This is a genomic window from Duganella sp. LjRoot269, from assembly GCF_964254095.1.
Lineage (GTDB): Bacteria > Pseudomonadota > Gammaproteobacteria > Burkholderiales > Burkholderiaceae_D > Rugamonas > Rugamonas hordei.
In genome coordinates this window covers 1,280,729-1,294,134 of sequence record NZ_CAXUSL020000001.1, presented here as the reverse complement: position 1 = coordinate 1,294,134, position 13,406 = coordinate 1,280,729, and the positions used below count along the sequence as shown (strand labels likewise).

Here is a 13,406-nt window from a genome sequence, read left to right as displayed (position 1 = left end):
CTGGCCTCGCTTAGAAGGTTTTGGAAATGGACAGGACAGCACCCGTTTTTGCCAGGTTCTTCCCATCCGGTCCGACGTAGGCTTTCGTGTCGGCATAGACCGCCGCCAATGCCACCGTCACTACGCCGAAATCTTTGGTCACGCCCAGCTTGTAGTCGGTATAGCTGGAGGCGCCGTTGTGTTTTACGTTCTGGTGACCCGCGTGCACGTTCAGGATGTAGCCGTCGGTCAACTCGAAGTTGCCGGAAGCGTCGACGTAGCCACTGTTCTTGCTGTCGGCAAAGCCGAACAGGTTGGTCGTCGATTGCGAGTATTTGAGCGAGACCGGACCATAGGAGATCTGGCCGTACAATTCGAAAGTATTGGCGCTAGGGTGCAGGCCGTTCGATGGGTAGTAGTAGTACAGGCCACCGACGTCGTACGAGACGTCCTTGACGATCTCGCCGCGCTTGCCGGCGTACAGATCCCATTCGACATCGCCGTCGCCGCCTGCGTCCTTGGTCCACTTGATGGTGGACAACCAGGTACCGGCATACAGGCCGGTCGGATTATTGGTATAGTCCGCGCCGCCCTGCAGAGCAGGTTTCAGACGGGTTTGCGATACGCCGCGATAGCGGTAGTCGCTGACAATGGCCGCGTTAAAGCTGACTTCATTGTCGGGTTTCGCTTCCGGCGCGGGTGTCGCGTCTTCGGCGTGCGCCATGCCGGCGCTCAGGGATGCGAATGCTAACGTCAACGCTGCAAGGGTTACGTTCAGGGTAAAGTTCTTAGTCAAGCTTTTCATTGTATTTTTCCTTGTGTAGTGTGAACTTAGTTAGCAGTTGCGGTTTAAAATCCTTGTAAAGCGAAGCGGTGAACAGCATCATTAGCTTCTTTAGCAGAATGCGTGCCAGCTAATGTTGCCGAGGTGATAGCGGCTGCATCAGCAACTACAACGGGGCGTTTCCGACAAAAGTGGGAGTTGGGCGGCCTGCGGCGGCAAAAATCACGAATTTCGCACCACTTTAAGGCCGACATGCACCGCAATGGTGCGACGCATGGGCGACTAGATCAAGGAATATTATGGATATGAACACTTTTTTTAACGACTTGCAGACCAAGATCAGTCAAGCCATCGAAAACTCACCAGCAAAGGACATCGAGAAAAACGTGAAGTCCATGATGACGCAGGGTTTTTCCAAGCTGGATCTGGTCACGCGCGAGGAATTCGACGTCCAGACGCAAGTGCTGGCCAAGACCCGCGCCAAGCTGGAAGCGCTGGAAACCCGTTTGGCCGAGCTGGAAGCCAAGGCGGCAGGTCAATAAAATAGCGGAATAAGTAAGCGAAATGCGGCCGGCGCCCGCCCGTTTGGGCTAGCGCAAGGCGGGACGGCGGGCTTGGGCTACGCTGGCGGCTGGTTATCACTGGTCGGTCTGCCATCCCATGAGCCTAGCCGTACTCAAGAGCCGCGCCCTGGCGGGCATGGAGGCGCAGGAAGTCAGCGTCGAAGTGCACCTGGCCAACGGGCTGCCAGCCTTCACCATCGTCGGGCTCGCCGACACCGAGGTCAAGGAAGCCAAGGACCGCGTCCGCGCCGCCATCCAGAACGGCGGCTTTGAGTTTCCCGCACAACGCATCACCGTCAACCTGGCCCCGGCCGATTTGCCGAAGGAATCGGGGCGCTTCGATTTGCCGATCGCGCTGGGCATCCTGGCCGCGTCAAGGCAGATTCCGTCCGCCCGCTTGCACCAATATGAATTCGCCGGAGAGCTGTCGCTGTCCGGCGAGCTGCGGCCGATACGCGGTGCGCTGGCGATGTCGCTGGCGACCCGGCGCAACGGCGGCCGGCTGGCCTTCATCCTGCCGATGGCCAACGCCGACGAAGCCGCGCTGGTGGCCGACGCCTCCATCTACCCGGCGCAATCGCTGCTGCAAGTGTGCGGCCACTTCGGCGCCAAGTCCGCCGACGCCATGCTGTCGCGGCATGAGCCGGTGCAACTGGTGACGCAGCCGGACTATCCGGACTTTGCCGACGTCAAGGGTCAGCTGATGGTCAAGCGGGCGCTGGAGGTGGCGGCGGCCGGCAATCACAGCATCTTGCTGGTCGGGCCGCCGGGCGCCGGCAAGACCATGCTGGCCGCCCGCTTCGTCGGCCTGTTGCCGGCCATGACCGACGAGGAAGCGCTGGAGGCGGCAGCCGTGCAATCGCTGACGGGCAGCTTCCGCATCGAGCACTGGAAGCGCCGGCCGTTCAGGTCGCCTCATCACACCAGTTCCGGCGTCGCCCTGGTTGGCGGCGGCAGCGTGCCGCGCCCCGGCGAGATTTCGCTGGCGCACCGCGGCGTGCTGTTCCTCGACGAACTGCCGGAATTTGACCGTCGGGTGCTGGACGTGCTGCGCCAGCCGATGGAATCCGGCCGCATCACGATTTCGCGCGCCGCCCGGCAGGCCGAGTTCCCCGCGCACTTCCAGCTGATCGCCGCCATGAATCCCTGCCCTTGCGGCTATTCGGGCCATATCAGCGGCGTCTGCAACTGCTCGCCGGACCTGATCCGGCGCTATCAAAGCCGCGTGTCCGGCCCGCTGCTGGACCGCATCGACATGCAGATGGAAGTGGCCGCCGTCAATCCAGAGGTGCTCAGCGCCGACGCCGATGGCGAACCGACCACCGTCATCGCCGCGCGCGTGCAGGCAGCCGCCGATATCCAACTCGAACGCCAAGGCAAGCGCAACCAGTACCTGACCACGCGCGAGATCGATCATTTCTGCAAGCCCGACAAGCCCGGCAAGGCACACCTGAAACAGGCGATGGAACACTTCCAATGGTCGGGCCGCGCCTACCACCGCATCCTGCGCGTGGCGCGCACGATCGCCGACCTCAAGCAGGCCGAACGCATCTCCCAACCGCATGTCGCCGAAGCGATCCAGTACCGCCGGGCGCTGCGCGACCGCTGAAGTATCCCCGTGCTGGCTGCCCGTGCTTAATTCTGCCGATGAGGCCGCTTATCGTCACCTCTTCGTTAGCCTTGCTGATATATTGCTCGCTGCTCATTTAATCAGCCGGGAATTCAATGACACGCCTGCCCCTCTACCTCGCCGCCAGCGCCCTGCTGGCCGGCTGCGCCACCAGCCAGGTGCCGCTGACCGATTTCACCGCCAACTCCGGCAGCCCGCGCGCGCCCGAGCAACTGGCGGTCACCTTCGACAAGGCCGACCTGGCGCTGCGCGTCGATCCCGCCACCCAAAGCATCAGCGGCGACGCCGCGCTGACCTTCACCGCCACCGCGCCGCTGACCCGCATCGCCGTCGAACTGGACCGCAACCTGCCGGTCGATTTCGCCAGCGTGGATGGCGTCGCGCTGGCACCGTCGGCGATCAGCAATCCGGACGGCCGCCTGTACCTGACCCTGCCCACAACGCTGGCGGCCGGCGCCGTCACCACGGTGCGCATCCGCTATCACGGCATCCCCCATGTGGCCAGCCACGCGCCGTGGGACGGCGCCTTCATGTGGAGCAAGACCGAAGACGGCCAGCCATGGATCACGACCACCGTCGAAGGCGAAGGCTGCGACCTGTTCTGGCCCTGCATCGACCATCCGCAAGGCAAGCCCAAGCTGATCGACCTGCACATCAGCGTGCCGGCGCCGCTGGTGGTGGCCGGCAACGGCGTCGCGCTCGGCATGGATGAAAAAGACGGCTGGCGCACCTACAACTGGCGCGCGAAAAATCCCAGCACCTACGGCGTCGCGCTGAACATCGGCCCGTACGAAATGCTGTCCGGCGAGTACGACAGCCGCTACGGCAACAAGATTCCGCTGCGCATGTGGTACCTGAAAGGCCACGATAAAAAAGCCCAGGGCCTGTTCGCCGAGTTCGCGCCGATGCTGACCTTCTTCGAAAGCCGCATCGGTCCCTACCCGTTCGGCGACGAAAAGATGGGCGTGGTCGAGACCCCGCACCTGGGCATGGAACACCAGACCATCAACGCCTACGGCAACGGCTACGTCAAATCGCCCTACGGCTACGACTGGCTGCTGCATCACGAGCTGTCGCACGAGTGGTTCGGCAACCAGATGACCAACGCCGACTGGGACGACATGTGGCTGCACGAAGGCTTCGGCAGCTACATGCAGCCGCTGTACCTGGAATACCTGCGCGGCGAGATGGACTTCCAGGCAGAGCTGTTCAACCAGCGCAAGTCCCTGCGCAACAAAGTGCCTGTGGTCAGCGGCAAATCGATGCGCATCGAGGACGTCTACGAGGACGAGCGCGGCGGCCCGGGCAACGACATCTATACTAAAGGTTCGCTGATCCTGCACACGCTGCGCAACCTGATCGGCGACGACGCCTTCTTCCGCGCCACGCGCCGCATGGTGTACGGCACCGACACGCCGGCGCCGGGCAACTTCCAGCCGCGCTACAGCAGCACCAGGGAATTCATCGCCATCGCCAACGAGGTCAGCGGCCGCGACCTGGGCTGGTTTTTCGACGCCTACCTGTACCACGCGGCCTTGCCGGAACTGGTGGAGGAACGCAGCGGCAACCAGCTCAAGCTGAGCTGGAAACTGAAGGATGGCGGCGCCTTCCCGATGCCGCTCGAAGTGCGCGTCAACAACCGCATCGAGAAGCTGGCGATGACCGACGGCAAAGGCGAACTGACGCTGCCGCCGCAGGCACTGGTCACCATCGACCCGAATTCGCGCGTGCTGCGCCAGCTGGCCCATATCGACGAATGGAAACTGCAGGAAGAAGCCCGCAAGAAAAAAGAAAAGGCCGGGAAATGAAGAAAATATCCCTATCGCTGATGCTGGCGGCCGCGCTGTGCGCCTGCAGCCCGCAATACGACTGGCGCGACTACCGCAGCAACGACGCGCCCTACGCGGTGCTGTTCCCCGGCAAGCCGGCCAGCCAGACCCGCGCCATCCAACTGGACGGCATGGACGTCAGCATGACGATGACGGCCGCCGAAGTGAACGGCGTCGTGTTCGCGGTCGGCAGCGCGCAGCTGGCGGATGCGGCCAAGGGACCGGCCGCCATCGAGGCCATGAAAACCGCGCTGGTCAACAATATCGGCGCCACCGTCACCAGCAACAAGTCCTCTGTTGACGGCAAGCAATCCACGCTCGAAGTTGAGGCAAAGGGCAGCCAGAATGGTGAAGCGATGCGCCTGATTGGACGTTTTATTGCCAAGGACAAAAGGATTTACCAGGTCATCGTCATGGGCCGCGATAAAAACATCGTGCAGGACGAGGTGGAAACTTACCTGAGTTCATTCAAATTGAACTGAAACGGTGGCGCTGGCTTAAAAGATGCTTAATCTGACGTGCGCTAGCGCTCATACAGATGAGCGGCTCTATTGTAAAGTTGTACCCATGGCCTAATGTCTAAGCTAACGGCCTGCCGCTCAGGCAAGAAGCGGTGCACCGTGGTATCGTTCAACTACAAGACTAAGAAAGCACTCTATGTTAATTGCGTTCAAATCCCCATCCAGTCCGGAAGTCCTGATGTACCAGGAACATGCGCAACGCATCCTGGACCTGCTCCACAAAAATCCGACGCGCGGTGTGATCACGGCGGCGGAAGCGGCCCAGGCTTTGTCGGTGCTCGAACACGAGGTTGCCGAGAGCAAGCTGCATCCGGAAAATGACGTCGAACACGACGCGCATGCCCACGAAAAGGAAGAAGGCGAAACGGTGGAGCACGCCGTATTGCAACGCGTCGGCTTTGCCGCCCGTGCCTATCCGCTGCTGGAGATGTTGCGCGCCGCGAAACAGGAAAACGAAAGCATCATCTGGGGCGTTTGACCCCGCCTTCCCGTCAATCTCCCGCCAGCGACGCCTTGAGCGGGAGATCTATCGTAAAGCGCGTGCCCACGCCCACCGCGCTGTCCACGCGAATGCTGCCATCGAGCAGCGAGGTCACGATGTTGTACGTGATGCTCAGCCCCAGTCCGTTGCCCCCCTGTCCCAGCTTGGTCGTGAAGAAGGGATCGAAAATGCGCGCCTGGTGTTCGATCTCGATGCCCTTGCCGTCGTCCTGGAACACAATCCGCACCTGATCCGTGCCCAGCCGCACCGCCCACATCTTGATCGTGCCGCCGCTGCGGCCGTCAAACGCATGCAGCAGCGCATTGTTGATCAGGTTGATGATGACCTGGCCGTATGGCCCTGGGAAACTGTCCATCTGTATATCGTCCGGCATTTCCAGCTCGACCTGATGCCCGGCCTTGCGGATCTGGTTCTTCATCGTCGTGACGATTTCCTGGCTGGCCTGGTGCAGGTCGAAATGGCGCCGCTTGGCGCTGGCCTGATCCACCGCCACCTGCTTGAAACTGTTGACCAGTTCGGCCGCGTTGCGCAGGCTGCGCATCAGCAGCGTCGACGCCTCGCGCGCCGCGTCGATGAAAGCCTGCAGGTCCGAGCGCCGCATCTGGTTCCGGTTGTTGCGGTTGTCGATCTCTATCGTCTTGTCCTCCAGCGTGCTGGCGATCACCAGGCTGTTGCCGATCGGCGTGTTCAGCTCATGCGCCACGCCGGCCACCAGCGAGCCGAGCGCGGCCAGCTTTTCGCGCTCCACCAGTTGCTGCTGGGCGTCCCGCAGTTGCCGGTACGAATCGGCATTGGCAAACGCCACCGCCACGTACGAGGCCAGCGTGGTCAGCATGTCCAGATCGATGCGCTGATAGGCATGCGCGCGATAGCTGTGCACGGTGATCACGCCGCGCACCTGGCCGGTGACCGAGATCGGCACATAGATCAGCGAGCGCGGTTCGGTCGGCAGCGAACCGTCCTCCAGCGTGCCCATGTCGTCGGCGCCGGATACCAGGTCCAGGCTCTCGATGTAGCGCCCATACTCTTGCTCCAGATCGTTGATGAACACTTCCTGCGCATTGGTGATGCACCACACGGCCAGCTGGTTGGGTTCGCGCATGCTGCGCGTGTACGGCGTATAGCGCTTGCCCTGCTCCATCGCGAACGGATATTCGATCAGCTCCTGCTCGGGCCGGTAAATGCCGATGCCGAACACGCTGGCGTCCATCAGCGCATGCACCTGCTGGTACAGCATCGACATGATGGCTTCGCTGTCGAGGTTGGCGGTGATGCGCCGGCCGATGTCGGACAGCAGCGAAATGTTGCGGTGCGCCAGCTCCACGCTTTCCTTCTGCCGCTCGACCTCCTGCTTTTGCCGCTCTATCGATTCCTTTTGCTGCACCAGCTCGCGCGTGCGGCTGCCGACCTCCGCTTCCAGCACGTGCTTTTGCCGCACCAGCATGTTGATGCGGAAGCGTATCAGCAGATAGGCGCCGCCCATCGCCAGGCTCAGCCCGAGCATACGGAACCACCAGGATTTCCAGAACGGCGGCGCGATGATGACCTCCATCGCCACCGCATCGGAACTCCAGACGCCGTCCTTGTTGGCGGCGCGCACGCGGAACACGTAGCGGCCCGGGTCGAGATTGGTGTAAGTGGCGAAACGCTTGCCGGCGTCGGCCGTCACCCATTGCGGATCGAAGCCTTCGAGCTGATAGGCAAAACGGTTACGTTGCGGGTCGGCGTAATGCAGGCCGGCGAACTCAAACGAAAACACCGCGTCGAGATAACTCAGGTGCAGCGACTTGGCCTCGTAAATCGGTCCCTTGGCCAGCACGTCGGTACGCAGCGCATCGCTGAGGATGGACTGGTTGAAGATGGAAAAATCGGTGATCGATACCGGCGGCGCGTGGGGGTTGTCGTGGATGTGCGACGGCTGGAACGCGGTCACGCCGGCCAGTCCGCCGAAGTACAGCGTGCCGTCCGCCGCCTTGTAGCCGGAGCCGATGAAATAGGAACCGTCGATCAGGCCGTCGCGCGAGGTGTATTCCTTGAACACGCCGGTATCCGGATTGAACATGGACAAGCCCGCCGTGCTGCTGATCCACAAACGTCCCTGCCGGTCGGGGAGGATGGCGCCGACCGGATCGGGCGCGCGGCCGTTGCGGCTGGGATAAAAGCGGAAGCGCAATTCGTCGTCGGCGCCGCGCTCGCCCATGCACAAGCCGGCCGCCGTGCCTATCCACAGGCGGCCCTTGTCGTCTTCGTACAGGTAGTGCACGCGCTTGTGGCTCAGGCTGTCCGCCCGGCGTGGATCGTGGCGGTAATGGCGGAACTTGCCGGTGGTGGCGTCGAAGCGGTCCAGGCCGTTCTCGGTGCCCAGCCACAGCACACCGGCGTGGTCTTCCAGCAAGGCGTAGATACGGCCGTCCAGGCTGTCGGCATTGTTCGTCTCGTGGCGCCAGGTGGTGATCGCGCCGGAATGTTGATCGATGTGGTGCAGGCCGGCGCGCGACGCCACCCAGATCTCGCCGGCATGATCGACCAGCACGCGCTGAATCGACAGCGACGCCGGATCGGCATCGAGCGCGGTCCGCGTGAACTTGCCGCTGGACGGATCGCGCCATCCCAGTCCGGTGGTGCTGCCGACCCACAGCCGGCCCTGCCGGTCTGTGTCGAGCGCCAATATCTGGTCGCCGGGCAGGCTGGCCGGATCGCCCTCGTCATGATGCCAGGTCTTGCTTTCAGCTCTGTCCAAGTCCAGCAGCGTCAGGCCGTCGCCGGTACCCAGCCACAGCTTGTTGCCGCCGGCGCCGCCGATGATGCGCACCTTGTTATTGCTGATGCTGGGCAGCACACCTGGATATTCGGTGTAGCGTTCGAAGCCGCCGCTGGCCAGGTCCACCCAATCGACGCCGCTGTACCAGTTGCCGACCCATAGGGTGCCGGTACGGTCCTGGTACAGGGCGCTGATCTGGTTGTCGCCGATGCCGTGGCGGTCCTGGCTGTTGCGGCGGTAGTGGTAAAAATGCCTGGAGACGGGATCGCGCCGCGTCAAGCCGTCGGCAAAGGTGCCAGCCCACAGCACGCCGTCGCTGTCATGCAGCAGTACCACGATGCGCTGGCCGGACAAGTCTTCGTCCGGCGCCAGCGCGATGCGCTCCGCCTCTGCGCCGTTCAGGCGCCATGCCTGCAAACCGCTCTGGGTACCGGCCCACAACACGCCGTCCGCGCCTATCGACAGCGACAGGATGCTGTTGGACAGTGCGGCGCCGGCCTGCGGCGACAGATGCCTGAATTTCGAACTACCGGCCGCCAGCACTTCCAGGCCGCTGGCGGTACCGATCCACAGATTGCCGGGTTTGTCGCGCACCAGCGCAGTCACGCGATCGTCGCCTATGCTGTCGGCGTCGGCCTCCGCATGTCGCAACGTTTGCACTTGCCCGGTAGGGATGTCGAAGCGCTGCAGGCCCTCGCTGGTCACCAGCCACAAGCCCCGCTTGCCGTCGCCGACGATGCCGGTCACCGTCAGGCCTCCGTTCTTGTTGATCTGGTGCACGAAGGATTGGGTGGCGGGATCGTAGCGGTCCAGGCCGCCTTTACTGCCGACCCACAGCGTGCCGCCGGCGTCCTCGTACAGCGCGTGCACGTAATTGTCGAGCAGGCTGCGGGGATTGGACGGATCGTTCTTGAACACCGTCATCCGGTAACCGTCGTAACGGTTCAAGCCGGCCTGGGTGGCCAGCCACATGTAGCCGTGGCGGTCCTGCAGAACAAAGGTGACGGATTCCTGCGTCAGTCCCTGTTCGACGCCGAGATGTTCAAATCGCAGGCTGAGCGGCGCGGCCTGTACAACGGAAAAAAGCCCCAACAGGAGCAGGAAAAAGAGGCGAACGGAGCGTGTTGCAATACCTGGCATAAGGTTGCTTCCGGGATATCGCCCCATTCTCGCACAACTTCAAAAATCTAAACAAAAAAAACCCCCACCTGCACTGAACGCGATCTTGAGCGCGTTCAGGCTGGTGAGGGTTTTCTCATAATAACTAGCCTGACGATAACCTACTTTCACACTGGTTGCAGCACTATCATCGGCGCAGAGTTGTTTCACGGTCCTGTTCGGGATGGGAAGGGGTGGGACCAACTTGCTATGGTCATCAGGCATTGACTTGTACGAGCCGCGTTCTTGTGAACGTTGCCCAGAATCTGGAATCGGTAAGTAATTAGGTAATGAAGTTGTATCAACGAACGTTCCAACGTACTTCTCATTCACCATAACCTGCTAAGGTTATAGGGACAAGCCGTACGGGCAATTAGTATCAGTTAGCTTAATGCATTACTGCACTTCCACACCTGACCTATCAACGTCCTGGTCTCGAACGACCCTTCAAAGAGCTCAAGGCTCTGGGAAATCTCATCTTAAGGCAAGTTTCCCGCTTAGATGCTTTCAGCGGTTATCTCTTCCAGACTTAGCTACCCGGCAATGCCACTGGCGTGACAACCGGTACACCAGAGGTCTGTCCACTCCGGTCCTCTCGTACTAGGAGCAGCCCCCTTCAAATTTCCAACGCCCACGGCAGATAGGGACCAAACTGTCTCACGACGTTTTAAACCCAGCTCACGTACCACTTTAAATGGCGAACAGCCATACCCTTGGGACCGGCTACAGCCCCAGGATGTGATGAGCCGACATCGAGGTGCCAAACTCCCCCGTCGATATGAACTCTTGGGAGGAATCAGCCTGTTATCCCCAGAGTACCTTTTATCCGTTGAGCGATGGCCCTTCCATACAGAACCACCGGATCACTATGTCCTACTTTCGTACCTGCTCGACTTGTCAGTCTCGCAGTTAAGCACGCTTATGCCATTGCACTATTAGCACGATGTCCGACCGTACCTAGCGTACCTTCGAACTCCTCCGTTACACTTTAGGAGGAGACCGCCCCAGTCAAACTGCCTACCATGCACTGTCCCCGATCCGGATAACGGACCAAGGTTAGAACCTCAAACAAACCAGGGTGGTATTTCAAGGTTGGCTCCACGAGAACTGGCGTCCCCGCTTCAAAGCCTCCCACCTATCCTACACAGATTGGTTCAAAGTCCAATGCAAAGCTACAGTAAAGGTTCATGGGGTCTTTCCGTCTAGCCGCGGGTAGATTGCATCATCACAAACACTTCAACTTCGCTGAGTCTCGGGAGGAGACAGTGTGGCCATCGTTACGCCATTCGTGCAGGTCGGAACTTACCCGACAAGGAATTTCGCTACCTTAGGACCGTTATAGTTACGGCCGCCGTTTACTGGGACTTCAATCAAGAGCTTGCACCCCATCATTTAATCTTCCAGCACCGGGCAGGCGTCACACCCTATACGTCCACTTTCGTGTTTGCAGAGTGCTGTGTTTTTATTAAACAGTCGCAGCCACCAGTTTATTGCAACCCGTTCACCCTTCTGGCGCAAGCCAGTCAAGCTACAAGGGCGTACCTTTTCCCGAAGTTACGGTACCAATTTGCCGAGTTCCTTCTCCCGAGTTCTCTCAAGCGCCTTAGAATACTCATCTCGCCCACCTGTGTCGGTTTGCGGTACGGTCTCGTATGACTGAAGCTTAGAGGCTTTTCTTGGAACCACTTCCGATTGCTTCAGTGCCTAAGCACCTCGTCCCAGTCCCTTGAATCCCGCGCCCGGATTTGCCTAAGCGCCTTCTATGAACCAGAAACTGCCTATTCCAACAGGCAGACAACCTTCCGCGATCCGTCCCCCCATCGCATCATACGACGGTGCAGGAATATTAACCTGCTTCCCATCAGCTACGCATCTCTGCCTCGCCTTAGGGGCCGACTCACCCTGCTCCGATGAACGTTGAACAGGAAACCTTGGGCTTACGGCGTGGGGGCTTTTCACCCCCATTATCGCTACTCATGTCAGCATTCGCACTTCTGATACCTCCAGCATCCTTTACAAGACACCTTCGCAGGCTTACAGAACGCTCTCCTACCATATCTATTGCTAGATATCCGCAGCTTCGGTGACTGGCTTAGCCCCGTTACATCTTCCGCGCAGGACGACTCGATCAGTGAGCTATTACGCTTTCTTTAAATGATGGCTGCTTCTAAGCCAACATCCTGACTGTTTTAGCCTTCCCACTTCGTTTTCCACTTAGCCAATCTTTGGGACCTTAGCTGGCGGTCTGGGTTGTTTCCCTCTTGACGCCGGACGTTAGCACCCGACGTCTGTCTCCCAAGCTCGCACTCATCGGTATTCGGAGTTTGCAATGGTTTGGTAAGTCGCGATGACCCCCTAGCCATAACAGTGCTCTACCCCCGATGGTGATACTTGAGGCACTACCTAAATAGTTTTCGGAGAGAACCAGCTATTTCCAAGTTTGTTTAGCCTTTCACCCCTACCCACAGCTCATCCCCTAATTTTTCAACATTAGTGGGTTCGGACCTCCAGTGCGTGTTACCGCACCTTCATCCTGGCCATGAGTAGATCACTTGGTTTCGGGTCTACACCCAGCGACTATCGCCCTGTTCGGACTCGATTTCTCTACGGCTTCCCTATATGGTTAACCTTGCCACTGAATGTAAGTCGCTGACCCATTATACAAAAGGTACGCAGTCACGGAACAAGTCCGCTCCTACTGTTTGTATGCACACGGTTTCAGGATCTATTTCACTCCCCTCCCGGGGTTCTTTTCGCCTTTCCCTCACGGTACTGGTTCACTATCGGTCGATTACGAGTATTTAGCCTTGGAGGATGGTCCCCCCATATTCAGACAGGATTTCTCGTGTCCCGCCCTACTTGTCGCACGCTTAGTTCCACACATCGCATTTCGAATACGGGGCTATCACCCGCTATGGCTCCTATTTCCAGAGGATTCTTCTATGCGTCATGCTAAAACGTGCAGGCTCTTCCCATTTCGCTCGCCACTACTTTGGGAATCTCGGTTGATTTATTTTCCTGCAGCTACTTAGATGTTTCAGTTCGCCGCGTTCGCCTTGCATGCCTATGTATTCAGTATGCAATACCCATAAAGGGTGGGTTTCCCCATTCGGAAATCTGCGGATCAAAGCTTGTTTGCTAGCTCCCCGCAGCTTATCGCAAGCTACTACGTCCTTCATCGCCTGTAATCGCCAAGGCATCCACCATGTGCACTTATTCACTTGTCCCTATAACGTTAGCCCCTTGCGACTAAACAAAGGAGCGGTTATAGAAATAAGAAGTACTACGTTGTTGCGTTTGTTGATACATACAATCATTACCCATCGTATCCGCCTGTCGGCGAACACGATCAATAAAAATTTACTTACTTCTTCCAGATTGTTAAAGAACGTACAGCACTTGATCTCTAAAAGATCAAATCTAAAGGCTTACCCTTACATTTGAACTCTTGGTGGAGGATGACGGGATCGAACCGACGACCCCCTGCTTGCAAAGCAGGTGCTCTCCCAGCTGAGCTAATCCCCCTGAGATTTACTACAAGGCAGAAACTGGTAGGGCTGGTTGGACTCGAACCAACGACCCCCGCGTTATCAACACGGTGCTCTAACCAGCTGAGCTACAGCCCCAAATGCTGTTCTTTAATATTGACAGTCGATAAGTGTGAACGCTTGATGAGTAG

Annotated in this window: 7 protein-coding genes, 2 tRNA genes and 2 rRNA genes; 5 read left to right on the top strand and 6 right to left on the bottom strand. The window is 59.3% G+C overall.

The window, feature by feature from the left end; all coding sequences use genetic code 11:
- Nucleotides 1-10 precede the first annotated feature (10 nt).
- Nucleotides 11-784 (bottom strand): TorF family putative porin, encoded by a 774-nt coding sequence (locus ACSQ3S_RS05560; RefSeq protein ID WP_176654886.1) that lies wholly within the window; start codon nt 782-784, stop codon nt 11-13.
- A gap of 278 nt (nt 785-1,062) precedes the next feature.
- Between ACSQ3S_RS05560 and ACSQ3S_RS05555 the strand changes: the two genes are divergently transcribed.
- The 5 genes from ACSQ3S_RS05555 (at nt 1,063) to ACSQ3S_RS05535 (ending at nt 5,784) form a co-directional block, all read left to right on the top strand.
- On the top strand, nt 1,063-1,305 hold the full coding sequence (locus ACSQ3S_RS05555) for an accessory factor UbiK family protein (RefSeq protein ID WP_176654887.1): 243 nt from the start codon (nt 1,063-1,065) through the stop codon (nt 1,303-1,305).
- A 118-nt stretch (nt 1,306-1,423) separates the two neighbouring features.
- Nucleotides 1,424-2,935 carry a YifB family Mg chelatase-like AAA ATPase gene (locus ACSQ3S_RS05550; RefSeq protein ID WP_436141801.1) on the top strand — a complete coding sequence of 504 codons (1,512 nt, stop codon included), beginning with the start codon at nt 1,424-1,426 and terminating at the stop codon, nt 2,933-2,935.
- A gap of 116 nt (nt 2,936-3,051) precedes the next feature.
- Nucleotides 3,052-4,764 carry a M1 family metallopeptidase gene (locus tag ACSQ3S_RS05545; protein ID WP_436141800.1) on the top strand — a complete coding sequence of 571 codons (1,713 nt, stop codon included), beginning with the start codon at nt 3,052-3,054 and terminating at the stop codon, nt 4,762-4,764.
- Entirely contained in the window at nt 4,761-5,267 is a 507-nt protein-coding gene (locus tag ACSQ3S_RS05540; protein WP_436141799.1) for a hypothetical protein, read from the top strand. The genes ACSQ3S_RS05545 and ACSQ3S_RS05540 overlap by 4 nt, the downstream gene beginning before the upstream one ends.
- A 175-nt stretch (nt 5,268-5,442) precedes the next feature.
- On the top strand, nt 5,443-5,784 hold the full coding sequence (locus tag ACSQ3S_RS05535; protein ID WP_176654891.1) for a DUF1840 domain-containing protein: 342 nt from the start codon (nt 5,443-5,445) through the stop codon (nt 5,782-5,784).
- Nucleotides 5,785-5,797: 13 nt separating this feature from the next.
- Here the strand turns inward: ACSQ3S_RS05535 and ACSQ3S_RS05530 are convergent, their stop codons facing one another.
- From ACSQ3S_RS05530 to ACSQ3S_RS05510, 5 genes are all read right to left on the bottom strand, one after another.
- Entirely contained in the window at nt 5,798-9,661 is a 3,864-nt protein-coding gene (locus ACSQ3S_RS05530) for a sensor histidine kinase (protein ID WP_436141798.1), read from the bottom strand.
- A gap of 175 nt (nt 9,662-9,836) precedes the next feature.
- Nucleotides 9,837-9,949: ribosomal RNA gene (rrf, locus tag ACSQ3S_RS05525) — 5S ribosomal RNA — on the bottom strand.
- Nucleotides 9,950-10,079: 130 nt separating this feature from the next.
- Nucleotides 10,080-12,954: ribosomal RNA gene (locus tag ACSQ3S_RS05520) — 23S ribosomal RNA — on the bottom strand.
- 222 nt (nt 12,955-13,176) lie between these two features.
- Nucleotides 13,177-13,252, bottom strand: a tRNA-Ala gene (locus ACSQ3S_RS05515).
- A 24-nt stretch (nt 13,253-13,276) separates the two neighbouring features.
- Nucleotides 13,277-13,353: transfer RNA gene (locus ACSQ3S_RS05510), tRNA-Ile, on the bottom strand.
- Nucleotides 13,354-13,406: the final 53 nt, after the last annotated feature.